Genomic DNA, 25,962 nt, shown 5'->3' on the forward strand with positions numbered 1-25,962 from the left:
GCCCGCGGGCGGGTTCGGCTGGGCGGCCCGGTTCGCGGCCTCGGCGGCGGCGCCTTCGTTCGCGGCGTTGCCCTCGGGCTCGGTGCCCCGCTGGTTCGAATCCTCGGTCATTTCTCGTTTTCTCCTCGAGTCTCGTCGCCAATCCTGGCGGGAACGACTGAGAGCGGACTGAGACCGCGCTTGCTTCTAGCCCAGCTTTACGGTGTGCAGTTGTCCAAGCTGTCGAGCTCAGTTGTCCGCGACCACGGAATGCGGTGGTGCACCTTCTCCTGGCAGCACGATACGGATCAAAGCGCCGCCACGGTCGGAAGTATCGATGTTGATGGTGCCCCCGTGTTTGGTCACCACCTGCTTCACGATGGCCAGACCCAGGCCCGAACCGGGCATGGAACGCGAGGCGGTGGTCCGGTAGAAGCGTTCGAACACCAGCTCGCGTTCGGCGGGCGGAATGCCGGGTCCGGCGTCCTCGACGGCGAACTCCAGCAGGCCGCGCCCGCTCTCGCGCATGGTGACGAACACCTTCGCGCCCTCGGGGCTCCACTTGGCGGCGTTGTCGAGCACATTGAGCAGTGCGCGTTCCAGGCCGGGTTCGTCGCCGTAGATGAACCAGGGCCGCAGCTTGGCGTCGAATTCGATTCCGGTGCGCCGCCGCCGGACTCGCTCGAGCGCCCGCTCGGCCACGTCGCCGAGGTCGATCTGCTCGTAGACGGTCTCCGGGGCGTCCTCGCGGGCCAGGTCCACCAGATCGCCCACCAGCGTGGACAACTCCTCGATCTGGGCCATCACATCCGAGCGCAGCTCGGCCATGTCCTCGTCCGGGATGCGGGGCGCGCCCGGCCGCGAGGAGGCGATGAGCAGTTCCATATTGGTGCGCAAAGACGTCAGTGGCGTCTTCAGCTCATGCCCGGCGTCGGCGACCAATCGGCGCTGCCGCTCCCGGGATTCGCCGAGGGCGCGCAGCATCGTATTGAAACTCTCGGTGAGCCGGGCGAGTTCGTCGTCGCCGGTGACCGGGATGGGGGTGAGGTCATCGGTGCGGGCGATGCGTTCGGTGGCGGCGGTGAGCCGCGCGATGGGCCGCAAACCGGTGCGGCCCACGGTGGTTCCGGCCGCGGCGGCCACCACGACCCCACACCCGCCGACCACGAACAGCAGCCACGCCAGCCGGTCGAGGACCTCCTTGGTGGGCTGCAGCCGCTGCGAGACCACCAGGGTGGACCCGGAGTGGGTGCGCCGGGCCAGCACCCGCTGATCGCCGACGGTGCGCAGCGAGGAGCCGATCTCGCCGCGCGCCACCGCGCGTTCCTGATCGCCGATGGGCGGCAGGGTGGTCTGCGGCGGCACGTACTGGGACTGGTCCGGGAAGACCAGGGCCACACCGACATCGCTGGTGTACAGCCCGACGAACACCAGCGACTGGAAGCCGAGGCTGTCGAGGTTGTTGTCGATCATCACCGAGGCGCGGGCCCGCAGTTGCGAGTCCACGTCGGCGTACAGCGAACGCGCCACCATGGCGTAGGCGGCGATGGAGGTGAAGGCGACGGCGACGGCCACCACGGAGGCGGCCAGCAGGGTCACGCGCCAGCGCAGTGACACCGATCGGGTCAACGGCATGGGCGGCCGCAGTTCGGCCGTCTCCGTACGGGACCCGAGTCCGGCGACCACCGGCCGCCGGGGAACGGTTCTACCCACGAGCTCGGCTCCTACGGCGGGGTCTCGCGCAGCACGTAGCCGACGCCGCGCACGGTGTGGATGAGACGAATTTCGCCGTCGGCCTCGGTCTTGCGGCGCAGGTAGCCGATGTACACCTCGAGCGCGTTGCCGGAGGTGGGGAAGTCGTAGCCCCACACCTCTTCCAGGATGCGGCTGCGGGTGAGCACCCGGCGCGGGTTGGCCATCAGCATTTCCAGCAGCGAGAACTCGGTGCGGGTGAGGCTGATCGGGCGTTCGCCGCGGGTGACCTCGCGGGTGACCGGATCCAGCGACAGGTCCGCGAAGCTCATGGCCTCCGAGGCCGGGTCGACCGGATCGCCCGCGGTGCGGCGCAGCAGGGCGCGCAATCTGGCGAGCAGTTCCTCCAGCGCGAAGGGCTTGGGTAGATAGTCGTCGGCGCCGGCGTCGAGGCCGGCGACGCGCTCGGAGACCGAATCCCGTGCGGTGAGTACCAGAATCGGCAGATCGTCGCCGGTGCTGCGGAGGCGGCGGCACACCTCGAGGCCGTCGAGGCGGGGCATCATGACGTCCAGGACGAGGGCGTCGGGTCGCTGGCCGGCGGTCTTCTCCAAGGCGTCCAGACCGTCGACGGCGAGGTCGACGGTGTACCCGTTGAAGGTCAGCGAACGACGCAGCGATTCTCGCACCGCGCGATCGTCGTCGACTACCAGAATGCGCATGGCAACCAGTCTGCCCACAGCGACTGAGAGGTGACTGAGAAGGTCCCCTCCGACACGCCGAGCGGCTCGAGCAGGTGACCTGCGGGTTTTTCGGATGCCCGCGGCGACATGGTTGCAATGGCAACCGAATCGACGCGAAAAACGTTGCAGGAAGGCCGCATTCGGAAACTAAACCTGCGAGTCGCTCGAATTGCCGTTACGCAGCTCACGCGGTATGTTGCAGGCCGTAAAAGAAGACCTCTAGTTGGTTCTGCGTGGGTTCGACCCCAAAGCCGTACAACCGCATACGTACCCGGGGGTCACTCGTGAAAAGCGGAGGCAACGGAAGCGGGATGGAAGCAGCACCCCGGTCGTGGCAATTCAGCCTGTCCAACTGGCCCGTTACCCGCAAGGTCGGCATCGTGCTGGTGCTCCCGGTGCTCCTCGCCGCGACCTTCGCGGTACTGCGCATCAACAGCGAATTGCAGACCATTTCGAAACTGAGCGCGGCGACCGAGCAGATGGACGTCATGCGCTCGTCGGTCAAATTCGTCACCGCCACCAATGAACTCGCGGTCGCGGCCATCACCGGCGGCAACGAGGACTCCGACCCCGCGCTCGACGCGGCTACCACCAAGTTCGATCAGGCGCAGGCCGAATTGGACACCGTGCTCAAGTCCTCCAACGCCGATCCCGGCGTCGTGAAGGAACTGGGCACCTCGGTCGCGGTCGCCAAGACCATGCGCAACAGTCTGCGCACCAGCTCGCCGCAAACCATCGGCGATCAGGCCGACGAGGTCCAGACGCGAGCCCAGAACGCACTCACCAACGCGCCCACCGTCGGTGACCTTCGCGTCCAGCAATCCTTCCTGCAGTTCGGCGCGGCGCTGACCGCCGCGCGGCTGCTCACCCAGGAGCGGGTCATGCTCGCGGTGCCGGGCGCGGGCAACAACCCGGCGCTGCGCACCAAGCTGCTCACCGCGATCGGCGCCGAGATCACCATGATCGAGGTGTACCGCGGGCTCGCGCCCGAAGCCGCGGTGAACGCCAACACGCTCAAGGACAATGCGGGCACCCGCGTCGGCATCCTGATGCAGAACGTGCCCGACGCGGGCACCCTGCCGGCCATGCAGGATTCGCTGCGCAGCAGTGCCGACGCCTACGACAAGGAAACCAGCGGCGTCGCCGGCTCCATGGACGGCAAGCTGTCCCAGCTCACCACCGAGGCCCGCAACAACGTGCTGCGCGACACCTCGGTCGTGATCGGGATGCTGCTGGCCGGTCTGGCGCTCGCGCTGGTGGTGGCCCGCTCGCTGGTCGTGCCGGTCCGGCGCCTGCGGCGAGATGCCCTGCAGGTGGCCCACATCGACCTGCCACAGGAGCTGGAGGTGGTGCGCGCCGGCGGCGCGACCCCCGAGATCACCCCGGTCGACGTGCACACCACCGAGGAGATCGGGCAGCTGGCCCGCGCCGTCGACGACATCCACGCCCAGGCGCTGCACCTGGCCGCCGAACAGGCGCGCCTGCGCCTGCAGATCGGCAACATGTTCGAGACCCTCTCGCGCCGTAGCCAATCCCTCGTCGAGCAGCAGCTGAGCCTGATCGAGGAACTCGAGCGCGACGAGGACGACTCCGAGCGGCTGCAGTCGTTGTTCCGCCTCGACCACCTCGCCACCCGCATGCGCCGCAACGGCGACAACCTGCTGGTGCTGGCCGGAACCGCGCTGCGCCGTGGCCATCTCGCGCCGGTGCCGCTCTCGGACATGCTGTGGTCGTCGGTCTCGCAGGTGGAGGACTACCAGCGCGTCGAGATCGGCACCGTGCCCGACGGCATCGTCGCCGGTGAACCGGCCGTCGATATCGAGCACCTGCTGGCCGAGCTGATCGACAACGCGCTGCGCTACTCCCCGCCCACCACCCCGGTGGCGGTGTCGGTGGCGCGCGCGGTGGACGGCGGCTATCTCATCGAGATCACCGACCGCGGCCTCGGCATGAACGCCGAGGACCTGCAGGGCATCAACGATCGCCTGGCCTCCGGTGGTGAGGTCAATGTCGAGACCGCCCGCCGCATGGGTCTTTTCGTCGTCGGCCGACTGGCCAAGCGGCACAACATCACCGTCAGCCTGCGCCGCACCTCCGCCATGGTGCAGCAGCCGGGCATCACCGCCAGCGTGCATCTGCCGGGCAGCCTGGTCTCGCCCGCGCCGGAGCGCGGCGGCGACCCGACCGGGCAGTACGCGGTGCCGACGGCGCTGCCGGTGCCCCCGGCCGCGATGGCCTCGGGGCCGATCCCGATGCCCGCCGGAATGGGTTCGGGACCGATGCCGTTCGCACCGGTCGGCCTTCCCGCGGGGCCGAGTTCGGCACCGCAGCCGGTGATCACGCCACCTCGACTGACACCGGTGCCCAACCCGCCCGAACCGGCCCAGCCCGCGGCCACCAACACCGGGCGCTTCGCGACCACCAGTTCCGGCCTGCCGCAGCGCAAGCCGGGCCCGGACACCGGGGAACAACCGGTGCTGCCCTTGCCGGCCCGGCGCGAACCGCCGGCGCAGGATCGCTTCTCCGACGGTTTCACCGATGTGTTCACCGCACCGGACGAGGCGCGCGCCTACGGCGTGACCGCGTTGCGGCCGGAATCCGAGGCCACGCCCGCCCCTGCGGAACTGGACTTCTGGGGTGAGGCACCGACGCCCGAGGCCGCAGCGCAGGAACCGGAACCGATCACCCCGATCACCGCGGGCGGCAACAACTCCGGGTACGTGTTCAGCGCCGAGGCCGAGAGCGCGGGCACGTCGTTCGGCAATGGCTACAGCGCGTTCGGCACCGGCGAGCACCCCGTGGCTCGCCCCACCGAGAACGGTTATGTCGTGGGCCCGGTCGGCTCGGCCGGCCACGGCTCGGTCGGCCCCGTCTCGGATGCCGTCGAGCGCACGGTCCCGCGCGCCAACGCGGCGTTCGAGGGCCACCCCGGACCCACCGGCGGTGCCGAACCCGATGGCACTACCGGAGCCAACGGCAACGCCGCCAATGGCATTCGTGGCAACGCGGCCGCACCCGCCCCGACGCCGATCTTCCAGCGCATGGTCTCCGAGTGGCTGGTGGAACCGGCCAACGAACCGGACAGGGCCGGACAGGGCGGCGCCGGACAGGGCGTGGCTGGACAGGGCACGGCGGTAAACGAGAGCGCTGCAATCGAAAGCGCCGAATACGAGAGCGCGGCGTGGTCGTCGAGTTCGGACGCCGGCTGGGCCGCGGCCGAAGAAGCGGCCAACCCGACCACCAGTAGCCGCACCCAGGGCGGGCTGCCGATCCGGCATCCCGGCGCCCAATTGGTGCCCGGTGCCGTCGCCCAGGAGGACGACGGCGAAGGCCGCAATCCGGACGAGATCCGCACCAGCCTGAGCAGGCATCTCAGCGGCGTCCGTTCCGGACGGGCAGACTCCCAGTACAACGACGGAGGGTATGCATGACCGACACCCAGAGCACCAACACGGATGAGAACCTCAACTGGTTGGTCACTCGCTTCACCCGGGAGGTGCCGGGCGTCTCGCATGCCGTCCTGGTCTCCGCGGACGGTCTGCTCCAGGCCACCAGCCCACACCTGCCGTCCGATCGCGGCGAACAGCTGGCCGCGGTGACCGCCGGTCTGGCCAGCCTGTCCGCCGGTGCCGCACAGCTTTTCGAGGGCGGCAAGGTGATGCAGTCCATCGTCGAGATGCAGCGCGGCTACCTGCTGGTCATGAGCGTCGGCAATGGCTCGCATCTGGCGGTGCTGGCCAACAAGCAGCACGACATCGGCCGCATCGGCTACGAGATGGCCCTCCTCGTCGACCGGGTCGGATCCGCAGTCTCGGCCACCGCCCGCACCGCCTCCTAGATGAGCCGCGCATGACCAATCCCCTTGGCGGTGGCGGTAACCGGCCTCCGACCACACGTGTTCGTCCCTACGCTCTGACCAGCGGTCGCACCGAGCCGGCGGTGGATCTGCCGCTCGAGGCGGTCGTCGAAACGCTGTCGTATACCGCACATTTCGATTGGCCCGCCGGTGACGTGCGCACCGAGATCCTGCGGTTGGGCACCGCGCGGCTCTCGGTCGCGGAGATCGCCGCACACCTGGGACGGCCACTGGGCATGGTCCGGGTCGTGATCGGTGATCTCGTCGTCGCCGGAACCCTGCGCGTGCATTCCACCTTGAGCGATCAGGCGACCTTCGACGAGCGGCGATCCCTGATGGAGAGGACCCTGCATGGGCTCCGCGCCCTTTGACGGCGGGGGGTACCCGGGCGGCCCGCACGGGGGCCCCGCGTACCCGACCGGGCAGGCTCCCGCGTACTCGACGGGACAGCTTCCCGCGTACTCGACCGGGCAGGTCCCGGCGTACACCACCGGACAGTTCCCCTTCCCGCCGCGCCCCGGCGAGGAGGCCCGCACCGCCTCGACCAAGATCGTCGTAGCGGGCGGATTCGGCGCGGGCAAGACCACTTTCGTGGGCGCGGTCTCGGAGATCGTGCCGCTGCGCACCGAGGCCATGGTGACCGGCTACTCGGACGGGGTCGACGACCTCGCCGCCACGCCGGGCAAGGAAACCACCACGGTGGCCATGGATTTCGGGCGCATCATCCTGCCCGGCAACCTGGTGCTGTACCTGTTCGGCACGCCCGGGCAGCGGCGGTTCTGGTTCATGTGGGACGACCTGATCAAGGGCGCCATCGGCGCGGTGGTGCTGGTCGACACCCGCCGCATCGAGGACAGCTTCGCCGCGGTGGACTTCTTCGAGGCCAAGTCGCTGCCGTTCCTGATCGCGGTCAACCGATTCCCGGATGCCCCACGCTTCCCGGTCGCCGAACTGCGTGAGGCGCTGAGCGTGCGTGACGGCGTGCCGATCGTGGATATCGACGCGCGCGATCCGGTCGAGGTCCGCCGCTCACTGGCCGCCGTCACCGAATACGCGATCGAAAGGCTGATGGCGGCGCAGCGCGAAAACGCCGCTCGCGGTTAAGGGGGACAACCGGATGATCTATTTCTCGATGGGCTACTGGGTCGTCGCGCTGGCGCTGATCGTGTCCTTCGCGGGCGCGGCCTGCGGGCTGGCCTGCATTCGGCAGTCGACCAAGTCGGTGACCCAGAAGTTCCGGCTGGTCTGGCTGTTCGTGGCGTCCATCTCCATCGGTGGTGTCGGCGTGGCCATGCCGATCTTCGTGTCGATGCTGGGCTTCGACATCAAGGGCAGCCAGCTGCGCTACGACAATCTGTCGATCACGTTGTTCTCGGTGGTCGCGGCGGTCACCGTGCTGATCGCGATGCTCCTCAACGGCAAGCGACTGGTGTGGTGGCGGCTGCTGCTCGGCGCCGCGCTGATGGCCCTCGGCTTCGGCGGCATCCACCAGTTGCTGCTCAGCGCGATTCGCATCCAGGGCAGCGTGGACCAATCACTGGTGTCCACGGTCGCGGTGTACGTGATCGCGTTCGTGCTCTCGGCGCTGACCCTGTGGTTCAGCCTGTGGGTGTCGTCGGTGCCGCTGGTGCTGCTCGGTGCGCTCGTCTACGCGGTCCTGGTGACCGGCATGCACTACGCCGGGCTGACCGGGCTGCAGGTGCATCTGGACCCGGCCCAGCCGCAGCCGCAGGGCAATGTGCTGTTCAACTTCTTCGTGCCGTTCTTCATCGTCGGCACGCTCTCGCTGGCGATTCCGATCACGGCCATCCTGGTCGCACCGGACCGCCGGGAGGCGCGGACGCCGAGCGCGCCCCCCGAGCCACCGGCCGCCCCCGCACTGCACAGCACCTCGCTGCAGGCGGCCTCGCAGCAGGCCTCGGCGCACAGCGGACGGCGCTGAATCTCAGTCGGCGACAGACGTCGTGGGGTCGAGCAGTCCGAACAGCTCGCCCTGCGGCGCGGCCATGATGGCCATCCGCCCGAACGGGCCGTCGGTGGCGGACATCAGCACGGTCGCGCCCAGCTCCACGGCCCGGGTCAACCCGGAGTCGATGTCCTGGAACTGGAACCAGCTCAGCCAGTACGGCTGGGCCGCGGCGACGCCGTTCACACTGTCATCGTTGATGCCGCCCACCGCCTCACTGCCGCCCGGCGGGGTGAAGGTCGCGTATCGCATGTTCTCGTCATCGAATTCGGTGAAGGTGAACCCGAAGACCTCGCCGTAGAAACGCTTCGCGGCGTCGAGATCGCCGGTGTGCAGATCGTTCCAGACATAGGAGCCGTGCTCGTTGTACACCGCCGCGCCGTCGTGCGCGCGCGCCTCCCACACCGCGAAGGGCGCGCCCGAGGCGTCGGCGGCCACGAACATGCGGCCGAACTCCATCACGTCGAACGCCGGAACCAGTAGCGTGCCACCGGCCGCCGTGACCTGTTCGGCGCTCTTGTCGGCATCGGCCACCGCGAAATACGTGGTCCACACCGACGGCACCCCCACCTCCGGCTTGGGTCCGATCCCGGCCACCGCCTGCCCGGCGTGTAGCGCCATGAGGTAGCCGCCGGAATCCTCGCCGCCCCCTTGCAGATCCCAGCCGAACAACGCTCCGTAGAACTCGCCTGCCTTGACCGGATCGTCGACCTGGCAGTCGACCCAACACGGTGTTCCGGGCGGCCAAGCCTCATTGCGTACAGGCATCCCACTTCTCCGTTTCTGAACTATTCGTGACGCAGCTCACAAGTAGCCCCAGTCAACCACTCCGCCCAGGCGGTCGCGGGAGTTCGGCGGTGTCCCCGTTCGGACTTTCGAAATGGCTCACACCGGGCGTGTCGGGCGAATTACAGTGGGTAGCATGCGATTCGGGCTGGACTACGCCGCAGGTCGGCCCGCTCCCAGTGCCATTCGCGCGGCCGGGTACGACTTCGTCGTCCGGTATCTGTCCGACGGCGGGCCCACCCTTCCGGGCAAACTTCTCACTCCCGCCGAAGCGGACAATCTGCGCGCACACGGCATTTCGATCGTTTCCAACTGGGAGACCACGGCCGCGCGGATGCTCGACGGCTACGGCGCGGGCGTGACGGACGCGCATTCGGCGCTGGCGCAGGTGCTGCGTTGCGGCGGGCGGGCGGATCGGCCGATCTATTTCTCCGCCGACTTCGACGCCACCCCGCAGCAGCAGGTGCCGATCAACGACTACCTCAACGGTGCGGCCGATGTGCTGGGCCGCGCGAATGTCGGCATCTACGGCGGCTATTGGCCGGTGAGCCGGGCCCTGGACGCCGGGACCGCCACCTGGGCCTGGCAGACGGTGGCCTGGTCGGGCGGCAATGTGGATCCGCGGCTCGCGCTGTTCCAGACCGGCGAGCAGGTGACGGTCGACGGTGTGCCATGCGATGTGAATCAAACCGACCGGGCAGATTTCGGTCAATGGGATGTGAACACGGAGGAACCCGACTTGACACCCGAACAGGACGAAGTACTGCGCGATATCCAGACCCAGTTACGCGGGCCCGGGCTCAGCGGCTGGCCGCAATTGGGCACCGACGCGCAGGGACACCACCGGACGGTCGTGGACGGGCTGGCGGCGGCGCTCACCCAGATCGACGAATTGCGCACCGAGATCAGCGATCTGGAAGCCACGACCGCCGAACTCCGCAGTGAGCTGGCCCGGGTGTCCGGGCAGCATCGCTGGCCGTTCCCCTTCTCCTTGGTGGAGGGCCCGGCCACCGCCGTCGCCGACCAGTTGGCAAAGCTCGAGCAGTTGCTGCCCGGCGTGCCGTTGCCGGGCTGGGGCACCGGACCCAATGGCGATTCGGGCAAGCCCGCCCAAAGCGGACAAGCTCCGGTAGCTGCTCCGTCGAATGCCCCATCCGGCAACTGAACTGGGTGAAATGTCGGATTTTCTCCGGAATGCGAAAAGCGGCCACACGGCCGGCGAACGGCGCCGAAACCCTTGCTGAACTGGCCCTGAAGTGGCGATGAGCGGGTTCTTCTGTAATCAGAAGAACCCGCCCTCAAGGCACGAGGATACCGCCGCCAGGCCACGAGTTCACAACTTTGGGAAGACTTTTTCGCACTCTCGAAACAATTGGACGTCCGGTTCACCAATCCGCAACACTCGGGCAGATCTCTGGTGGGACAGCAACTTCGGGGTTATTGTCGGCGTCGTCCGATCTCTTGCTCAGTTCCAGATGAAGGAGGCTCTCGTGGCCGTCAGCGTGGTACTCGACAAAGCTCTCGACAAGGCCTATGAGACCAAGACCGTCGATGAACTCCTGGCCGCGCCGCCCTCGGCGCTCGCCGGACTCACCGAGAAGCACGACGCCCAGCTGCTCGAGGCGCTCGGCGTGAAGACCATCGCCGACCTCGGCAAGAACAAGTACTTCCGCCTCGCCGCCACCCTCGTGGACCTGGCGGCCAAGGAAGGCTAGAGCTTCGACGGATCGATCAGGCCGCGCTGCACCGCCCGGGCGAGGCGGCGCGGCACCTGATACTCCACTCCCCCGACCTTGACCGGAATCAGCTCCGGCACGGTCGCTTTCCACTGCGAGCGCCGGCTGTGCGTATTGGCGCGTGACATTCTCCGCTTCGGAACAGCCATGATCAGTTCTCCTTGTCCGGGGTCGAATTTCCGCCGCCGCGAACGCGTTTGCCGTAGCGGCGCTCGAATTTCTCCACCCGGCCCGCGGTATCGAGCACGCGCTGATTGCCGGTCCAGAACGGATGCGAATCCGAGGTCACATCAACCACCAGCAGCGGATAGGTATTGCCGTCCGCCCATTCGATGGTGCGGGTGGAGACCGCGGTGGAACGGGTCAGGAAGCACTTGCCGGTGCTCACGTCCTGGAAGACCACCGGATGGTAGGCGGGATGGATTCCCTGTTTCATCACTTCACCTTTCGTTGTTGCGAGTAATGCCGTCCCCGGCGACGGGCGCGGATCGGGTGGTGTCGCACGGCTCTTCGTGCTGATCGCCGAACGGATCCGTCCACAGCGCGACCCGCTCCGGCGCGAATCGCACCTGCCGCAGTTCGTCCTCGTCCACCAGCGCCCAGTGCAGGGCGTGGCGGATCTCCTCGGCATCGGCGTCGGCGACCAGGATCACCAGCGAGGTGTGCCGGTCACCGAATTCCTCGTGCCAGCGCAGCCAGGCCATGGCGCGACGTTCCCGCCAACGCCGATCGCCCTCGGCATCGGCCTCGTCGAGTTCCCGGGACGTCATGGCGGCCAGCCACTTTCCCGCGCCGCCGACCCGCATGCCGCCACCGGCGGACTCCAGCCACACCACCTCGTCCGGCTGGGTCGCCAGCCACACCCGGCCGCGGGCGCTCACCACGCCGTCCAGCAGCACGTCGATGGCCGAGTGCAGGCGGTCGGGATGGAAGGGGCGATCGGTGGCGAATTCCAGCAGTGCCACACCGCAATCCGGGGTCAGCGGCGGCTGACCGGCCAGCAGCGGCGAGTGCGGATCGAAGGGCGCGCCGCGACGGGCGTCGTCGGGCACCCGGCGCAACAGCCAGGTCAGATCATCCGTGTCCAGGGCATCGGGACCGTGGACCCAGGCGACCGGGGCCTGCGGGGTGAGCCGGGCCAACACGGCACCCGTCCGCTCCCGGTCGAACAGGTCGGCGCCGCCGTCGAAAACCACCAGGGCGTCGGCGAATTCGGCCTGGCCGACGGCGAGCTGCGCGATGGTGCGCTCGTCCTCGGCGGTGGCGTGGCCGCGCTCGGCGAGGGTCTCGTCGCCGGTGGCGTCGGCCAGCCAGTCGCGGGCGTCGACACAGGTGAGCACGGTATCGATGCGCACACTGCGCCCGGCCGGGCCGTCCACCCGGCCGACGACGCCGGTGACCACCACGTCGGCGATGGCCTGACACACCGCTTCCGCTTCGAAGGCCGGGTCGAGCGCGAGCACCATGCGGCGCACCGAATCCCGCTCGGCGAGCAGGCACAGGTAAGGCAGCAGGTCGGCGCGCAGCGTGCACGACACACAGCCGTGCGCGAGCTCGAGCACGGTGATGCTCTCGCGACCGCCGATCCGGACGCTGCGGCGCACCACTCCCTCGCGCAGTTCGGTCAGATCGTGGCGGACCACGACGGTGCCGGGCTCGGTCCCGAGCAGACGAGCCGCCCGGTCCACCCCGTCGGCGGCACGCCCGGGGAGTCCCGCGAGGACGAGCACAGGCTTGCGTGGGGACGACACCGGATTGCTGTGGAACGTCACCGCTCCCCCTTTCGACAATGATTTTCAATTACCGGGGAGTCAATGTACCTTGGAATAAGTTCGTTGTCGAAAACGATTGTCATGAACGTCTAACCCGGGAAGGGAGTGCCCATGTCGGCCATCTGCCAGGTCACCGGCCGCAAGCCGGGCTTCGGCAAGTCCGTATCGCACTCGCACAGGCGGACCAACCGGCGCTGGGACCCCAACATCCAGCGCAAGACCTACTACCTGCCCGGCGAGGGGCGGCGCATCACACTCAACGTCTCCGCCAAGGGCATCAAGACCATCGATCGCGATGGGATCGAAGCGGTCGTGGCGCGCCTGCGGGCACGCGGCGAGAAGATCTGAAAGGGAAGCAATGGCATCGAAGTCGACCGATATCCGGCCCGTCATCAAGCTGAAGTCCACCGCCGGAACGGGTTACACCTATGTCACCCGCAAGAACCGGCGCAATGATCCCGACCGGATGGTGCTCAAGAAGTACGACCCTGTCGCACGGCGGCACGTCGATTTCCGCGAGGACCGCTGACCTTCCGAGAGGACCTATCAGGCATGGCGAAGAAATCGAAGATCGTCAAAAACGAAGAGCGCAAACAGATCGTGGCCCGCTACGCCGAACGCCGGGCGGAGCTGAAGGAGATCATTCGCAAGCCGACCAGCGACGATGCCGACCGCATCGCCGCACAGGCCGCCCTCGCGAAAATGCCGCGCGACGCCAGTCCGGTACGATTGCGCAATCGGGACGCCGCGGACGGACGCCCGCGTGGTCATCTCCGGAAGTTCGGCCTCTCGCGTGTGCGGGTACGCGCGATGGCCCATCGGGGAGAGCTGCCCGGTGTGCACAAATCGAGTTGGTAAAGCATCCACATTCGTGAGTGAGGAACCGCTGACATGGCAGTGAAGCGAGCACCGTCGAAGAAGGTCCGCGCCGAGCAGGCCCGCCGCCCGAAGAAGAACCCCCTGATCTCCGCCGGCGTCGAGACGGTCGACTACAAGGACGTGAACCTGCTGCGCACGTTCATCTCCGACCGCGGCAAGATCCGGAGCCGGCGCGTCACCGGGCTGACCCCGCAACAACAGCGCCAGGTCGCTGTGGCGGTGAAAAATGCCCGAGAGATGGCTTTGCTGCCGTTCACGAGCCGGTAAGTACGTAACAACGAAAAACTATGAGGCTCCGATGCTTTCGCATCGGAGCCTCATAGTTTCATCCCAAAGTACTTGGCGTAGCGCCGATTACGGGATGGTCAGGACCTGGCCCACGTCGATGGCGTCCGGGTTGCTGATACCCGAGGCGTTGGCGATCTCCTGGTAGCGGTTGCCGTCGCCGTAGAAACGCTCGGCGATTGCCCACAGGGTGTCACCCGGCTCGACCGTGTAGGTCTGAGCGGCCGGCGGCGGCGGGGGAACCTCTTCGACCGCGGCGGCCTGGGTCTGGACCGGCTCCGGTGCCGCCAGCGGGTTGTCGGTCTGAGTTTCGGAGCTCCACAGCGCGCTGCCGTCGGAGCCGTAGAGCACGACATTGCGGTCGGCCTGAACCACCAGGCGGTCCGCGCTCTTGCCGTTGGTCTCGGTGGACCAGGCGGCGCCATCCTCCTTGTAGAGGACGAAGTTGCCGTCGTCCTGCAGGGTGGCCCGGACAACGCCCTGGCCATTGGTGGCGGAAGCCCACTCGACCTTGCCGGTCGGGTCGGTCAGCACCAGGTTGCCATCATCTTGCAGAGTCAGAGTGTAGGCGCCGCCTTGCAGCGACTCTCCACGACCGAGTTCTTCGCCGACCTTCAACGAGTCGCCCACGGGGTGTCCTTTCGGGAGGGGGAGATCATGAGATAAGTCGATGGCGCGGAACTGCATTCGCACATCTGGGACTAGGTTAGCGATGGTTCGCCGGTCACCGCACTGTTACGCGCCGGTTCTGCGAAGATTTCGGCGTGTCTTCGCCGGAAATTCGCCAGCGGGTCGAAACGCGCGCTCGGAACCGGCCGTACGGTCGCGGGACACTAGGGTGTCAGCCATGTACCGGACCCGGGGACGCCGCCTGTTCGCTGCCACCGCGGCCGCCCTCATCGGGCTCACCATCACCGCATGCGGGAGCACGGAAAACAGTGGCGACCAATCGAAATCCAGCAGCAGCGCTGCCACGACGACCACGAATACGCCCACCGAGGCACCTAACGGGCAAATCGGGCGAGCCTTCACGGCCGATCCCACCATCGTCAGCCCGCACACCATTCCATTCGACAGCTGGACCCGCGTCGCCCCCGACAAGATCGCGGTGAACTTCCAGACCGGCTCGCCGGAATGCTACGGCGTCGACGCCGCCGTCACCGAGACCTCCTCGACCGTCACCGTCGACTTGAAATCCGGCACCCTGCCCAGCGCGGTCGGCAAAATGTGCACCATGATCGCCGTCTTCGGCACGCTGGAACTCCCGCTGAAGGCACCGCTGGGTGATCGAAAAGTATTGAGCGCCGGGTAGATCCCGAGCCGGCACACAGTTCGGGGCCGGTGCACATCAGCGCACCGGCCCCGAAATCTATTGCCCCCGAGGGGGTCTCACCTCAGTGAGCGAAGTGACGCGACCCCGTCAGGTACAGGGTCACCCCGGCCTCACGGCACAGCTCGATGGTGTCCTTGTCACGAATCGACCCGCCCGGGTGCACGATCGCGCGCACGCCCGCGGCCACCAGGATCTGCGGACCGTCCGAGAACGGGAAGAACGCGTCCGACGCCGCCACCGCGCCCTTGGCCCGGTCACCGGCCCGCTCCACGGCCAGCTTGCAGGAATCCACCCGGTTGACCTGGCCCATGCCGACACCGACGGCCGCGCCCTCGTCCGCCAGCAGGATGGCGTTGGACTTCACGGCCCGGCAAGCGCGCCAAGCGAATTCGAGGTCGCGCAGGGTCGCCTCGTCGGCGGCCTCACCGGCCGCGAGGGTCCAGTTGGCGGCGCTGTCACCGTCGGCATCGAGGATGTCGCGCTCCTGCAGCAGCGCGCCGCCACTGACCGGACGCAACTCCGCACCCTTGCGCTGGGCGGGCTCGGCCACGAGCACGCGCACGTTCTTCTTGCGCTGCAACACCTCCACCGCGCCATCGGCGTAGGAGGGGGCCACGATGACCTCGGTGAAGATGTCGGCGACCTGCTCGGCCATCTCGACGGAGACCTCACGGTTGGCCGCGATCACGCCGCCGTACGCGGAGACCGGATCGGTGGCGTGCGCCTTGCGGTGCGCCTGCGCGATGTCCGCGCCGACCGCGATGCCACACGGATTCGCATGCTTGATGACGGCGACGGCGGGCGCGTCGAAGTCGTAGGCGGCACGCCAGGCGGCATCGGCATCGGTGTAGTTGTTGTACGACATCTCCTTGCCGTGCAACTGCCGCGCCTGCGCCAGCCCGGCCGGACCGGCCTCGTTGACGTAGAGCGCCGCGCCCTGATGCGGGTTCTCGCCGTAGCGCAGCACGTTCTCACGGTTCCAGGTCGCGCCGATCCAGGCCGGGAACTGCTGGGCCGCATCGGATTCCGGCGCGGCGGCCGGAACGGCCACATTGGTCATCCAGCTGGCGACGGCCACATCGTAGGTGGCGGTGTGCTGGAAAGCCTTGGCGGCCAAGGCGGTCCGCTGCGGCAGGGTGAAACCGCCCTGCTGCACGGCGGCGATCACCTCGGCGTAGTCACCGGTGTTCACCACGACGGCGACCGACGGGTGGTTCTTGGCGGCGGCGCGCACCATGGACGGGCCGCCGATATCGATCTGCTCGACGCATTCGTCGATGCTCGCGCCCGAGGCCACGGTCTGGGTGAACGGGTAGAGGTTCACCACCACCAGTTGGAACGCCTCGACACCGAGCTCGACGAGCTGGTCGACGTGCTCTTCCTTGCGGGTGTCGGCCAGGATGCCGGCGTGCACGCGCGGATGCAGCGTCTTGACGCGACCGTCCAGGGTCTCCGGAAAACCGGTCAGGTCTTCGACCTTGGTGACCGGGATACCGGCGTCGGCGATCTTGTTGGCGGTCGAACCGGTCGACACCAGCTCCACGCCCGCCTGATGCAGGCCCGTGGCCAGTTCGATCAGACCGCTCTTGTCGTAGACGCTGACCAGGGCCCGCTTGATCGGCTTACGTTCACTCACCGGAGAACTCGCTCATCTGGAATAACTGCCTTTCGTCCATCGGAGACAATGCCTCGGGTAGCGACGGCTGCGACGACCTCCGCCAGCAACCGCCGTTCCACAACCTTGATGCGCTCGTGCAGCGAAGCCTCGTCGTCGTCGGGCAACACCTCGACCGCCTCCTGCGCGAGGATCGGCCCGGTGTCGACACCCGAATCGACCAGGTGCACGGTCGAACCTGTGACCTTCACCCCGTAGGCGAGCGCGTCCCGCACCCCGTGCGCGCCCGGGAACGCGGGCAGCAGCGCGGGATGGGTATTGATGATGCGACCGGCGAACCGGTCCATGAACTCGGGGCCGAGGATCTTCATGAAGCCCGCCGACACCACCAGATCCGGCTGGAAGGCATCGACGATCTCGGTCAGCGCGGCATCCCATTCGGTGCGGTTCGCGAAATCGCTCAATGCCACCTTGAAGGAGGAGACCTCGAAGTCCTCGGCGTGCGCGGTGGCCGCGCAATCACGATCCACCCCGACCGCGATCACCTCGGCCGGATACCCCGGCTGCCGAGTCGCTTCCAGCAGCGAACGTAGGAGAGATCCGGTGCCGGAGGCCAGCACGACAATGGTCGCGGGCGCGGTCGGCGGCAGCTGACGGACGGGCGTGGACACGCCTAAGAGTAACTATCGCCCGATTGCTACTTGTCCGGCAGGTCTCCCTCTACCACTTCCGCGTCCACGATGTCGGGGTTCTCGGCCGATTTCACAGGGGGTGCGGGGTCGTCCTGATCGTCGACCAGTTCGGCGTCGAGCGCATCGTCGTGATCGGATTCGTCGTACCAGCCACCGGTTTCGGCGGGCTCCGCCTCGGTCTCGGCCTCGTCGAATTCCTCGTCGTAGTCGTCGTACTCGTTGTCGTCGTCGTACTCGTACTCGTCGTCGTATTCGTCGTCGGCGTAGTAGTACTCGTCCTCGTCGTCGTAATACTCGTCGCCGGCGAGCGCCGGGGCCGGGCCGAACCAGCGCGCACCGAGCATGCCGACATATCCGGGCAGCGCCAGCCAGCCGAAGACCAGCACCGCCGTCGACGCCGCCGGTGCGATCCGCCCGAAGGTACCCAGCTCACCCCCGGCCGCCACGCCGAGCAGCGCCGTCAGCACGGCCGCCACCGCCGCGGCCGTCAGCGTCGCCCAGGGCGCGCTCGCCCGATCCCGTGATGTCCGACCGCATTCCAGCCCCGACAGCACGCCCACCGCCGCGGGCACCACCAGCAACCCCAGCCACCACAGCGCCACCGGACCCGAGGGCACCGCCGCCGTCACCGGCACCGCGGGCACCGCCGCGCCATCGATCCGGAACAGGCTCAGCAGACCGGCACCGATGTGCACCTGCCCGCCGGCCAGCACGCTCACCGCGTCCACCGCCACATTCGGCAGATAGGCCAGCGACATCAGCGTCAAACCCAGTGCGCCGGAGACACTCCCGTCGGCCGCCCGGTAGGTGTCGCCGATGCGCGACCAGTGCACCAGCACCGACACCACGGTCAGCACCACCGCCACCGCCAGCAGCCGGGCCACCGCCGTGACACCGACCCGGAAGCCCGCGATCACCCAGTCCGGCACCGCGATCGGCAGCAGGTCGGCCAGATCGCGCCAGCGCCGGACCCCGATACCGGCGGCCGCAGCCAGCAGGCTCAGGCCCAGCACCCAGCCGAAGGCCGCCAGCGTGTCCGGCGGTTGCAGCGCCACCACGGCCGCGGCATCACCGGCGACGGCCAGGCACACCGCGGTGATCAGCAGCGGACCACCGACGGCCGCGGCCACCACCCAGCCCAGTTCGGTGGTTTCGCAGTCCGCGGCGGCCTCGGCGCTCTCCCGCGCCACCAGCCACAGCATGCCCAGTGTGGGCAGCAGCGGCCACAAACCGATACTCGTCTTGCCGATGACCAGCGGAACCTGGTGCACCGCAAGCCAACTCGCGGCAATCGCACCCGACGAACCACTCATGCCGCTGCCCGCGGCGAACAGGGTGGCGTACACCAGGATGAAGATCACCAGCATGGTGATCGCCGACGGCCGGGCGGCCACCAGCATCAAGACCCGCGCGCGTTCGGGGGTCAGCGACCCGAAGCCGCCGCCCCGCCGCGGTACCGGCGGCGCCGGCGACTCCCGTAGATCGGGGTCGCTCAGGCGAGCCAGGGCAGTTCTCGGGGCACTCATGGACAACCAGCGTGGCAGCATCTCGGAAACCGGGGGGTCAGGCGCGCCGGATACACCGGCGCACAGGCAAAGAGAACGGCCCCCGGTTGGACACCGGAGGCCGCGCTCAGCTTCTCTTCATCAGGCGGTCGTGAGACCTACTTGTCGTCCTGGCCCGGACGGAACGCGCGGGTGGCGTCCGCGGCCGGATCGGCCGACTGCTCGCTGCCGAAAGGCTGCGCCGGACGCTGGGCGGCACCGTAATGCTGCGTCGCGTCCGCGCTGCCCGCGGGCTGCTGGCCGTACGGCGACTGCTGACCGTAGGACGGCTGGGCAGGCTGCTGACCATAGGACGGCTGCTGACCGTAAGTCGGCTGCGAACCGGTGCCGTACCCGGCCGGCTGCTGACCGTACGCGGGCTGCTGCGGCTGCTGACCGTACGACGGCTGCTGACCGTAGGACGGCTGGGCAGGCTGCTGACCGAACGCGGGCTGCTGCGGCTGCTGGGCCTGCTGGCCGAAACCACCCTGCTGCCCGAAGGTCGGCTGCTGCTGGTACTGCCCGCCCGTGGTGGAGAACGGCTGCTGACCGTAACCACCCTGCGGCACAGCCGGTTTCGGCTCCGGCGCCTTCACGATGCCGAGCTCGAACAGCAGCGCCAGCACGGCCACCACGGCCTGCACGAAGGCCAGGAACAGGATCACCCAGCCGCCCCACTTCAGCGTCACACTGTCGCCGAGGTCGAAGGAGCTGAACAGGATCGCCAGGAAACCGGCCACCGAAATGGCCGCCACCAGCGCGGTATTGCCGGTCTGCTTGGGCAGCAGAGACAAGCCCGCGATCAGTCCGGCGAGCAGCAGCAGCGTCACCAGTGCGGCGCTACCCGGGCTCTCGAACAGGCTGATGCTGGTGTCGCCGCCGACCTTGGTCCCGGCGACCTCGATGGCCTTGGAACCGAGGTAGGGCGTGAAGCCCAGCAGGAAGTTGAGAACGCCCAGCGCCGCGATGCCAACGGTCAAGAAGAAAGGCAGGCCCTTGCCCGCGATGGACGACGTCCCAGAACCGGCAGCGGGAGCGCCTGCGGGCTGCGAGCCGTATCCGGGTGCGGAAGAGGGCGTCGGCTGGGGCGCGTTGTATCCCGAGCCCCCGGTCGGGTATGACATGTCGTCGTCTCCTATCGAGTCGTTCACGAACCTCCACCGACGCTACTGCACTTGACGGCCGGGGGCACCATCTACCACCGGCCGTGGCCTTACCGCAATACCGTAAATAACGACCGAAGGCCGCCTGTCGAATTCGACAGGCGGCCTTCGTGATCAGCGGTTGCGCGGAAAAATTACGCGCTGATGCTTGCCTTCTCCAGGATCTCGCGCGCCAGGGCGGCGGTCTCGGACGGGGTCTTGCCGACCGTCACGCCCGCGGCCTCGAGGGCCTCCTTCTTGCCCTGGGCGGTGCCCGCACCGTCGGAGACGATGGCGCCGGCGTGGCCCATGGTCTTGCCCTCGGGAGCGGTGAAGCCCGCGACGTAGCCGACGACCGGCTTGGTGACGTTGGCCTTGATGTAGGCCGCGGCCCGCTCCTCGGCGTCGCCGCCGATCTCGCCGATCATGACGATGAGCTTGGTCTCGGGGTCCTTCTCGAACGCCTCGATGGCGTCGATGTGGGTGGTGCCGATGATCGGGTCGCCGCCGATGCCGATGGCGGTGGAGAAACCGAAGTCCCGCAGCTCGTACATCATCTGGTAGGTCAGGGTGCCCGACTTGGAGACCAGGCCGATCGGGCCCTTGCCCGCGATGTTGGCCGGGGTGATGCCGACCAGCGACTCACCCGGGGTGATGATGCCGGGGCAGTTCGGGCCGATGATGCGGGTCTTGTTGCCCTTCTCCACGTTGTAGGCCCACGCGTACGCGGTGTCCTGCACCGGGATGCCCTCGGTGATGACCACGAGCAGCGGGATCTCCGCGTCGATGGCCTCGATGATGGCGTCCTTCGAGAAGGCCGGGGGCACAAAGGCGATGGAGGTGTCGGCGCCGGTCTTCTCCATGGCCTCGGCCACGGAAGCGAACACGGGCAGCTCGACCTCGTTGCCCTCGGCGTCGACGTGCTTGACGGTGGTGCCCGCCTTGCGCGCGTTCACGCCGCCGACCACGTTGGTGCCCGCCTTCAGCATCAGGGCGGTGTGCTTGGTGCCCTCGCCACCGGTGATGCCCTGGACGATGACCTTGTTGTCCTTGTTCAGGAAGATAGACATGTTCGTGGTCCTTTACTTGGCCGCAGCCAGCTCGGCGGCCTTGTCGGCGCCTTCGTCCATGGTCTGAGCGAGAGTCACCAGCGGGTGGTTGAAGTCGGCGAGGATCTGACGACCCTCCTCGACCTTGTTGCCGTCGAGGCGCACGACCAGCGGCTTGTTGGCCTCGGCACCCAGGGTGTTCAGGGCGCCGACGATGCCGTTCGCGACCGCGTCACAGGCGGTGATGCCACCGAAGACGTTCACGAAAACGGACTTGACCTGGGCGTCGCCCAGGATGACGTCGAGACCGGCGGCCATGACGGCAGCCGAAGCGCCGCCACCGATGTCGAGGAAGTTGGCGGGCTTGACGCCTCCGTGGTTCTCACCGGCGTAGGCGACGACGTCGAGGGTCGACATGACCAGACCGGCGCCGTTGCCGATGATGCCGACCTCACCGTCGAGCTTGACGTAGTTGAGGTCGTTTTCCTTGGCCTTGAGCTCGAGCGGGTCGGTGGCGTCGATGTCCGCGAACTCAGCGTGGTCGGGGTGGCGGAACTCGGCGTTCTCGTCCAGGGTCACCTTGCCGTCGAGGGCGAGGATCTCGTCGTTGGGGGTACGCACCAGCGGGTTGACCTCGACCAGGGTGGCGTCCTCCTTGATGAACACCTCCCACAGGGCCTGGATGGTGACCGCGGCCGCGTCCAGGATGTCGGCGGGCAGGTGGCCCTGCTCGGCGATGGAACGGGCGAACGCCAGGTCGACACCCTTGACGGCGTCGACGGCGATCTTGGCCAGCCGGTCCGGCTTGGTGGCGGCCACTTCTTCGATCTCCATGCCGCCCTCGACCGAGCACATGGCCAGGTAGGTGCGGTTGGAGCGGTCGAGCAGGAAGGAGATGTAGTACTCGGCGGCGATGTCCTTCGCCTCCGCGACCAGGACCTTCTTGGTGATGTGGCCCTTGATGTCCAGGCCCAGGATGTTCTGGGCGTGGGTGAAGGCGTCGTCCGGGGTGGCGGCGTACTTCACGCCACCGGCCTTGCCGCGGCCACCGACTTTGACCTGCGACTTGATCATTACCGGCTTGCCGATTTCTTCGGCGATCGCACGAGCGTCCTCGGCGGAGTCCGTCACGCGGCCCTCCGACGAAGGCACTCCGTGCTTCACGAAGAGTTCCTTCGCCTGATATTCGAAGAGATCCATGTACTCACCGTCTCGTCTGCGTTGTTGTGACAACGTCTGGTTTGGCGGCCCGTCGTCGGGGGCGGGTCGGATCGGACTCTAATCAGTCACATGGAGCGGAAATCAGCCGCATACAGCCTAAGTGGCGCAGGTCACGGTACTGTCTCCGCTACCTCAAAAGCCCTCGTCAATGCTACCCATCGGTAGCTTGTTGACCGTGTGCCAGGTGGAGCACACGAATCCCCCGGAGTGATGCCAACTACTACGGTTTGTCGTTGACAAAACTCACTCGGTTACCCGAAGCACAGTGAGCACATTCGTGCGCGCAAGGTGATGAATGTCACAGCAGCGTGTCGAACCATGTCCATCGCTTGCTGAGCCGCAATCGTTTCGTTACCGTCGTTGCGGTCGATGTCACAACCCGGTCACGGACAGGAGGACGGCAGGCTTGACGCAGCACAGCCCCCGACGTGCCCACCGCTATCGCGAGGACGCCGAGAACTATGGCGGCGCGACTACTTTCGACGCCCCTTTCGAAACGAACAACGCGGTCGCCCACGGCGATTGGGATGCGACCCAGGCGTGGAACTCCGACGCCCAGTGGAATCCGGACGCGCAGTGGAACTCCGACGCCGACTGGAACCCCGGTGAACAGTGGGGCCAGCCGCAGCAGTGGGAACAGCCGCAGCAGTGGGACGAGTCCGGCTACCAGCCCGAACCGGACTGGAACGCGCAGACCACCGTGAACGGCTGGGCCGCACCGAATCCGAGTGACTGGGCCCCGCAGTCGCGGACGAACTGGGATCCGTCCGCGGATCCGACCCCGTCCGACGAGTACCGACCGGTCTACACATTCCGCACCGCGGGCGGCGAGAAGCTGCAGTTCTCCGGTGACGGCGCCCGGGTCAATCGCGCTGCGCGCGAAGCCGATGCGGCCGCCGAGGACGAGACCCGCCCGACCCGCTCCGGCGGCAAGCGCCGCGCGGGCGGCACCCATCGCGTACCCGCCCCGCCCTCCGCGCTGAAGGGCCGCGCCGCGGTCATCGCCGTGGCGGCCGGCGCCGTCGTGGCCGCGGGCCAGGCCACCATCGAGACCGCCGGGCACGACAACACCGTCGACGTCCAGGCCACCGGCCAGGTCAAAGAGGTCGCCGCCACCTCGGTGGTCGGCGACGGCGGCGGTAACGGTTCGCCCCAGGTGGTGAACCCGAACGCACCCGCCAGCCTGGACCAGTTCAGCGACATTCTCGAAAAGGGCAAGCAGTTCGCCGCCGACATGGCGAACCAGGAGGCGATGAAGAACCGCCCCCTGTGGACGCGATTCGCCAACGGCACCTTCACTTCCGGCTTCGGCATCCGCTGGGGCGTCGCGCATCAGGGCGTCGATATCGCCGCCCCGATCGGCACCCCGATCTACGCGGTCGCCGACGCCACCGTCCTCGAGGCCGGTCCCGCTTCCGGTTTCGGCATGTGGGTGCGCCTGCTGCACGACGACGGCACGGTCACCATCTACGGCCACATCGACACCGCGACGGTCTCGCAGGGCCAGCGCGTGCTGGCCGGCGACCAGATCGCCACGGTCGGCAACCGCGGCTTCTCCACCGGCCCGCACTGCCACTTCGAGGTCTGGCTCAACGGCGTCGACAAGATCGACCCCCTACCCTGGCTGGCCTCCCGCGGCATCTCGCTCGGCCCCGAACGGGACTGACCCGCAAGCTGAATACTCGAAAGGCGCGCCCGCGGGCGCGCCTTTCGTCGTTATCGGGTGAACCAGCGCCCGCCCTGCGGTGGCCCTATCTGTCCCGGAGCCGTCCGGGCACGGCCGATCCGAACATCGGGCCGTACGGTTGGATTCCGCTGCCGTACGGGCGATTCTGGGCCCGTTCAGCGCCGGTGGGCGCGGTACCAGTCGATCAGGGTGTCGGTGGAGGAGTCGCCCTGGGAGGCAGGGGGTTCCGGTGAGGTCAGAAGCGGTTCCAGGGCCAGGGCCTGGGCCTTGCCGAGTTCCACGCCCCACTGGTCGAAGCTGTCGATGCCCCAGATCGCGCCTTCGGTGAAGACGATGTGCTCGTAGAGGGCGATGAGCTGGCCCAGCACCGAGGGGGTGAGTCGGGGGGCGAGGATGGCGGTGGTGGGGCGGTTGCCGGGCATCACCTTGTGCGGCACGATCTTCGGATCGGTGCCCTCGGCGGCGATCTCCTCGGCGGTCTTGCCGAAGGCCAGCACCTTGGTCTGGGCGAACAGGTTCGACATCAGGATGTCGTGCATGCTGCCGGTGCCGTCGAGGGTGGGCAGATCGTCGGTGGGCTGGGCGAATCCGATGAAGTCGGCGGGGACCAGCTGGGTGCCCTGGTGCAGCAGTTGGTAGAAGGCGTGCTGGCCGTTGGTGCCGGGCTCGCCCCAGAAGATCTCGCCGGTACCGGTGGTGACCGGAGTGCCGTCCGCGCGAACGGATTTCCCGTTCGACTCCATGGTGAGCTGCTGCAGGTAGGCCGGAAAACGAGCCAGGTCATTGGAGTACGGCAGCACCGCGCGCGACTGCGCGCCGAAGAAGTTCGAGTACCAGACGCCGAGCAGGCCCAGCAGCGCCGGACCGTTCTCCGACAGCGGCGCGGACTTGAAATGCTCGTCCACGCGGTGCATTCCGTCGAGGAACTCCGCGAAACGCTCCTTGCCGATGACGGTCATCACCGATAGCCCGATGGCCGAGTCCACCGAGTAGCGGCCACCCACCCAGTCCCAGAAGCCGAACATGTTGGCGGTGTCGATGCCGAAGTCGGCGACCCGCTGCGCGTGGGTGGAGACGGCGACGAAATGTTTGGCCACGGCGTCTTCGCCGAGCGCCGCCACCAGCCAGCGGCGGGCGGCCGTGGCATTGGTGAGCGTCTCGAGCGTGGAGAAGGTCTTGGAGGCGACGATGAACAGCGTGGTCGCCGGGTCGAGGCCGTGCAGCTTCGAAACCAGGTCCGCCGGATCGACATTCGAGACGAAGCGCGCGGAGATGCCGGCGTCGGCGTAGTGCCGCATTGCCAGGGTGACCATGGCCGGGCCCAGATCCGAGCCGCCGATGCCGATGTTCACCACCGTCGCGATGCGCTGCCCGGTCGCGCCCAGCCACGCTCCCGAACGCACCTGATCGGTGAATTCGCCCATGCGGCGCAGAACTTCGTGCACATCGGTCTCGATGTCCTGGCCGTCGACGGCCAGCGGCTGCGCTGCCGGGCGACGCAACCAGACGTGTCCGACCGCACGGTCCTCGGAGGTATTGATGTGCTCGCCCGCGAACATGGCATCGCGCCGCTGTTCGACCTCGGCGGTATGCGCCAATTCGACCAGCAGATCGAGAGTCTCGCGCGTCACCCGATGCTTGGAGTAGTCGATCCGCAGATCCGCGACCTGAACGGTCAACTCGCCACCGCGTGCCGGATCTTCGGCAAAAAACTCCCGCAGATGCCGCCCCGCGATGGACGCGTGGTGGTCGTGCAGTTTCCGCCAGACCGCCGACGCGGTGATGTCGCTGCTCACCCGGGCGAGGTTACAACCACTGCGCCATTTTTGCCCTCCGCTTCGCTACGGGCGGGTTCGCGGCCCCGAAGTCTCGTTCTTCCCTCCCTCCGCTCCTCCGCTTCGCTCCCCCGCTCCACGCAGTCCAGAACGAGACGGCCGCGAACCTTTGAGCTGTTCAGAGGTAAACCCCAAGGCAAGAGGCAAATT

At 67.8% G+C, this 25,962-nt stretch carries 27 protein-coding genes; 13 read left to right on the forward strand and 14 right to left on the reverse strand.

Translation table 11 applies throughout. The features are described from left to right. Positions 1 to 228: 228 nt before the first annotated feature. Positions 229 to 1,614 (reverse strand): ATP-binding protein, encoded by a 1,386-nt coding sequence (locus tag ACFXHA_RS22965; protein WP_379360679.1) that lies wholly within the window; start codon positions 1,612 to 1,614, stop codon positions 229 to 231. 89 nt (positions 1,615 to 1,703) lie between these two features. Beyond that, positions 1,704 to 2,393, reverse strand: a complete 690-nt coding sequence (locus ACFXHA_RS22970; RefSeq protein ID WP_379359926.1) for a response regulator transcription factor — start codon at positions 2,391 to 2,393, stop codon at positions 1,704 to 1,706. 332 nt (positions 2,394 to 2,725) lie between these two features. On the opposite strand from ACFXHA_RS22970, the gene ACFXHA_RS22975 reads away from it, so the two are divergent. From ACFXHA_RS22975 to ACFXHA_RS22995, 5 genes are all read left to right on the forward strand, one after another. Further along, positions 2,726 to 5,845, forward strand: coding sequence for an ATP-binding protein (locus tag ACFXHA_RS22975; protein WP_379359928.1), 3,120 nt, complete (start codon positions 2,726 to 2,728; stop codon positions 5,843 to 5,845). Continuing rightward, entirely contained in the window at positions 5,842 to 6,252 is a 411-nt protein-coding gene (locus ACFXHA_RS22980) for a roadblock/LC7 domain-containing protein (RefSeq protein WP_379359930.1), read from the forward strand. The genes ACFXHA_RS22975 and ACFXHA_RS22980 overlap by 4 nt, the downstream gene beginning before the upstream one ends. A gap of 11 nt (positions 6,253 to 6,263) precedes the next feature. Next, entirely contained in the window at positions 6,264 to 6,641 is a 378-nt protein-coding gene (locus ACFXHA_RS22985; protein ID WP_369633742.1) for a DUF742 domain-containing protein, read from the forward strand. Positions 6,642 to 6,819: 178 nt separating this feature from the next. Then, complete coding sequence (locus ACFXHA_RS22990) at positions 6,820 to 7,374, forward strand: ATP/GTP-binding protein (RefSeq protein WP_379360681.1); 555 nt, start codon at positions 6,820 to 6,822, stop codon at positions 7,372 to 7,374. A gap of 13 nt (positions 7,375 to 7,387) precedes the next feature. Then, complete coding sequence (locus tag ACFXHA_RS22995) at positions 7,388 to 8,212, forward strand: hypothetical protein (protein WP_379359932.1); 825 nt, start codon at positions 7,388 to 7,390, stop codon at positions 8,210 to 8,212. Between the two features lie 3 nt (positions 8,213 to 8,215). Here the strand turns inward: ACFXHA_RS22995 and ACFXHA_RS23000 are convergent, their stop codons facing one another. Next, positions 8,216 to 9,004: a VOC family protein gene (locus tag ACFXHA_RS23000; protein WP_379359934.1), complete on the reverse strand. Its 789-nt coding sequence runs from the start codon at positions 9,002 to 9,004 to the stop codon at positions 8,216 to 8,218. 154 nt (positions 9,005 to 9,158) lie between these two features. Here ACFXHA_RS23000 and ACFXHA_RS23005 point away from each other — a divergent pair, with 154 nt between their 5' ends. Both ACFXHA_RS23005 and ACFXHA_RS23010 read left to right on the forward strand, forming a co-directional pair. Next, positions 9,159 to 10,187 (forward strand): DUF1906 domain-containing protein, encoded by a 1,029-nt coding sequence (locus tag ACFXHA_RS23005; protein ID WP_379359936.1) that lies wholly within the window; start codon positions 9,159 to 9,161, stop codon positions 10,185 to 10,187. 325 nt (positions 10,188 to 10,512) lie between these two features. After that, a complete protein-coding gene (locus ACFXHA_RS23010) occupies positions 10,513 to 10,737 on the forward strand; it encodes a hypothetical protein (protein WP_379359938.1) in 225 nt (74 codons plus the stop codon). Here ACFXHA_RS23010 and rpmF read toward each other — a convergent pair. From rpmF to mrf, 3 genes are read right to left on the reverse strand one after another with little or no spacing between them, the layout of a single operon-like run. Next, positions 10,734 to 10,907 (reverse strand): 50S ribosomal protein L32, encoded by a 174-nt coding sequence (gene rpmF, locus ACFXHA_RS23015; RefSeq protein ID WP_379359940.1) that lies wholly within the window; start codon positions 10,905 to 10,907, stop codon positions 10,734 to 10,736. The two genes, ACFXHA_RS23010 and rpmF, sit on opposite strands and share 4 nt — an antisense overlap. A 2-nt stretch (positions 10,908 to 10,909) precedes the next feature. Further along, the gene (locus tag ACFXHA_RS23020; RefSeq protein WP_379359942.1) at positions 10,910 to 11,194 is read right to left on the reverse strand and encodes a type B 50S ribosomal protein L31; all 285 of its coding nucleotides are present in this window, start codon (positions 11,192 to 11,194) and stop codon (positions 10,910 to 10,912) included. Positions 11,195 to 11,198: 4 nt separating this feature from the next. Continuing rightward, entirely contained in the window at positions 11,199 to 12,530 is a 1,332-nt protein-coding gene (mrf, locus tag ACFXHA_RS23025) for a ribosome hibernation factor-recruiting GTPase MRF (protein ID WP_379359944.1), read from the reverse strand. A 111-nt stretch (positions 12,531 to 12,641) separates the two neighbouring features. On the opposite strand from mrf, the gene rpmB reads away from it, so the two are divergent. From rpmB to rpsR, 4 genes are read left to right on the forward strand one after another with little or no spacing between them, the layout of a single operon-like run. Next, on the forward strand, positions 12,642 to 12,878 hold the full coding sequence (rpmB, locus tag ACFXHA_RS23030) for a 50S ribosomal protein L28 (protein ID WP_379359946.1): 237 nt from the start codon (positions 12,642 to 12,644) through the stop codon (positions 12,876 to 12,878). A 10-nt stretch (positions 12,879 to 12,888) separates the two neighbouring features. Next, positions 12,889 to 13,059: a 50S ribosomal protein L33 gene (gene rpmG, locus ACFXHA_RS23035; protein ID WP_379359948.1), complete on the forward strand. Its 171-nt coding sequence runs from the start codon at positions 12,889 to 12,891 to the stop codon at positions 13,057 to 13,059. A gap of 23 nt (positions 13,060 to 13,082) precedes the next feature. Beyond that, positions 13,083 to 13,388 carry a 30S ribosomal protein S14 gene (gene rpsN, locus ACFXHA_RS23040; protein ID WP_379359950.1) on the forward strand — a complete coding sequence of 102 codons (306 nt, stop codon included), beginning with the start codon at positions 13,083 to 13,085 and terminating at the stop codon, positions 13,386 to 13,388. 33 nt (positions 13,389 to 13,421) lie between these two features. Beyond that, complete coding sequence (gene rpsR / locus ACFXHA_RS23045; protein ID WP_067816435.1) at positions 13,422 to 13,676, forward strand: 30S ribosomal protein S18; 255 nt, start codon at positions 13,422 to 13,424, stop codon at positions 13,674 to 13,676. Positions 13,677 to 13,763: 87 nt separating this feature from the next. On the opposite strand, the gene ACFXHA_RS23050 is transcribed toward rpsR, so the two are convergent. Further along, positions 13,764 to 14,324 (reverse strand): LysM peptidoglycan-binding domain-containing protein, encoded by a 561-nt coding sequence (locus ACFXHA_RS23050; protein WP_379359952.1) that lies wholly within the window; start codon positions 14,322 to 14,324, stop codon positions 13,764 to 13,766. Between the two features lie 217 nt (positions 14,325 to 14,541). On the opposite strand from ACFXHA_RS23050, the gene ACFXHA_RS23055 reads away from it, so the two are divergent. Beyond that, a complete protein-coding gene (locus ACFXHA_RS23055) occupies positions 14,542 to 15,006 on the forward strand; it encodes a hypothetical protein (RefSeq protein WP_379359954.1) in 465 nt (154 codons plus the stop codon). An 82-nt stretch (positions 15,007 to 15,088) separates the two neighbouring features. On the opposite strand, the gene purH is transcribed toward ACFXHA_RS23055, so the two are convergent. The 6 genes from purH to sucC all read right to left on the reverse strand — a co-directional run bounded on the left by purH (position 15,089) and on the right by sucC (position 22,269). Then, positions 15,089 to 16,663: a bifunctional phosphoribosylaminoimidazolecarboxamide formyltransferase/IMP cyclohydrolase gene (gene purH, locus ACFXHA_RS23060; RefSeq protein WP_379359956.1), complete on the reverse strand. Its 1,575-nt coding sequence runs from the start codon at positions 16,661 to 16,663 to the stop codon at positions 15,089 to 15,091. After that, positions 16,660 to 17,313, reverse strand: a complete 654-nt coding sequence (purN, locus tag ACFXHA_RS23065; RefSeq protein WP_379359958.1) for a phosphoribosylglycinamide formyltransferase — start codon at positions 17,311 to 17,313, stop codon at positions 16,660 to 16,662. Before purN ends, purH begins: the two co-directional genes overlap by 4 nt. Positions 17,314 to 17,339: 26 nt before the next feature. Continuing rightward, complete coding sequence (locus ACFXHA_RS23070; protein ID WP_379359960.1) at positions 17,340 to 18,860, reverse strand: DUF6350 family protein; 1,521 nt, start codon at positions 18,858 to 18,860, stop codon at positions 17,340 to 17,342. A gap of 137 nt (positions 18,861 to 18,997) precedes the next feature. Further along, positions 18,998 to 20,002 carry a DUF5336 domain-containing protein gene (locus ACFXHA_RS23075; RefSeq protein WP_379359962.1) on the reverse strand — a complete coding sequence of 335 codons (1,005 nt, stop codon included), beginning with the start codon at positions 20,000 to 20,002 and terminating at the stop codon, positions 18,998 to 19,000. Between the two features lie 173 nt (positions 20,003 to 20,175). After that, positions 20,176 to 21,090, reverse strand: a complete 915-nt coding sequence (gene sucD, locus ACFXHA_RS23080) for a succinate--CoA ligase subunit alpha (protein ID WP_379359964.1) — start codon at positions 21,088 to 21,090, stop codon at positions 20,176 to 20,178. Between the two features lie 12 nt (positions 21,091 to 21,102). Next, positions 21,103 to 22,269 carry an ADP-forming succinate--CoA ligase subunit beta gene (sucC, locus tag ACFXHA_RS23085; protein ID WP_379359966.1) on the reverse strand — a complete coding sequence of 389 codons (1,167 nt, stop codon included), beginning with the start codon at positions 22,267 to 22,269 and terminating at the stop codon, positions 21,103 to 21,105. 721 nt (positions 22,270 to 22,990) lie between these two features. On the opposite strand from sucC, the gene ACFXHA_RS23090 reads away from it, so the two are divergent. Next, positions 22,991 to 23,956, forward strand: coding sequence for a M23 family metallopeptidase (locus tag ACFXHA_RS23090; RefSeq protein WP_379360683.1), 966 nt, complete (start codon positions 22,991 to 22,993; stop codon positions 23,954 to 23,956). Positions 23,957 to 24,132: 176 nt separating this feature from the next. Here the strand turns inward: ACFXHA_RS23090 and pgi are convergent, their stop codons facing one another. Then, entirely contained in the window at positions 24,133 to 25,773 is a 1,641-nt protein-coding gene (pgi, locus tag ACFXHA_RS23095; protein WP_379359968.1) for a glucose-6-phosphate isomerase, read from the reverse strand. Positions 25,774 to 25,962: the final 189 nt, after the last annotated feature.

This window comes from Nocardia sp. NPDC059240, assembly GCF_042753865.1.
In the GTDB taxonomy this organism is placed as follows: domain Bacteria; phylum Actinomycetota; class Actinomycetes; order Mycobacteriales; family Mycobacteriaceae; genus Nocardia.

Excerpts from the sequence above, each read along its gene's own strand:
- ACFXHA_RS22965 (WP_379360679.1), bottom strand. The coding sequence starts at position 1,614 with ATGCCGTTGACCCGATCGGTGTCACTGCGCTGGCGCGTGACCCTGCTG.
- ACFXHA_RS22970 (WP_379359926.1), bottom strand. The coding sequence starts at position 2,393 with ATGCGCATTCTGGTAGTCGACGACGATCGCGCGGTGCGAGAATCGCTG.
- ACFXHA_RS22975 (WP_379359928.1), top strand. The coding sequence starts at position 2,726 with ATGGAAGCAGCACCCCGGTCGTGGCAATTCAGCCTGTCCAACTGGCCC.
- ACFXHA_RS22980 (WP_379359930.1), top strand. The coding sequence starts at position 5,842 with ATGACCGACACCCAGAGCACCAACACGGATGAGAACCTCAACTGGTTG.
- ACFXHA_RS22985 (WP_369633742.1), top strand. The coding sequence starts at position 6,264 with ATGACCAATCCCCTTGGCGGTGGCGGTAACCGGCCTCCGACCACACGT.
- ACFXHA_RS22995 (WP_379359932.1), top strand. The coding sequence starts at position 7,388 with ATGATCTATTTCTCGATGGGCTACTGGGTCGTCGCGCTGGCGCTGATC.
- ACFXHA_RS23000 (WP_379359934.1), bottom strand. The coding sequence starts at position 9,004 with ATGCCTGTACGCAATGAGGCTTGGCCGCCCGGAACACCGTGTTGGGTC.
- ACFXHA_RS23005 (WP_379359936.1), top strand. The coding sequence starts at position 9,159 with ATGCGATTCGGGCTGGACTACGCCGCAGGTCGGCCCGCTCCCAGTGCC.
- rpmF (WP_379359940.1), bottom strand. The coding sequence starts at position 10,907 with ATGGCTGTTCCGAAGCGGAGAATGTCACGCGCCAATACGCACAGCCGG.
- ACFXHA_RS23020 (WP_379359942.1), bottom strand. The coding sequence starts at position 11,194 with ATGAAACAGGGAATCCATCCCGCCTACCATCCGGTGGTCTTCCAGGAC.
- rpmB (WP_379359946.1), top strand. The coding sequence starts at position 12,642 with ATGTCGGCCATCTGCCAGGTCACCGGCCGCAAGCCGGGCTTCGGCAAG.
- rpmG (WP_379359948.1), top strand. The coding sequence starts at position 12,889 with ATGGCATCGAAGTCGACCGATATCCGGCCCGTCATCAAGCTGAAGTCC.
- rpsN (WP_379359950.1), top strand. The coding sequence starts at position 13,083 with ATGGCGAAGAAATCGAAGATCGTCAAAAACGAAGAGCGCAAACAGATC.
- rpsR (WP_067816435.1), top strand. The coding sequence starts at position 13,422 with ATGGCAGTGAAGCGAGCACCGTCGAAGAAGGTCCGCGCCGAGCAGGCC.
- ACFXHA_RS23055 (WP_379359954.1), top strand. The coding sequence starts at position 14,542 with ATGTACCGGACCCGGGGACGCCGCCTGTTCGCTGCCACCGCGGCCGCC.
- ACFXHA_RS23070 (WP_379359960.1), bottom strand. The coding sequence starts at position 18,860 with ATGAGTGCCCCGAGAACTGCCCTGGCTCGCCTGAGCGACCCCGATCTA.
- ACFXHA_RS23075 (WP_379359962.1), bottom strand. The coding sequence starts at position 20,002 with ATGTCATACCCGACCGGGGGCTCGGGATACAACGCGCCCCAGCCGACG.
- sucD (WP_379359964.1), bottom strand. The coding sequence starts at position 21,090 with ATGTCTATCTTCCTGAACAAGGACAACAAGGTCATCGTCCAGGGCATC.
- sucC (WP_379359966.1), bottom strand. The coding sequence starts at position 22,269 with ATGGATCTCTTCGAATATCAGGCGAAGGAACTCTTCGTGAAGCACGGA.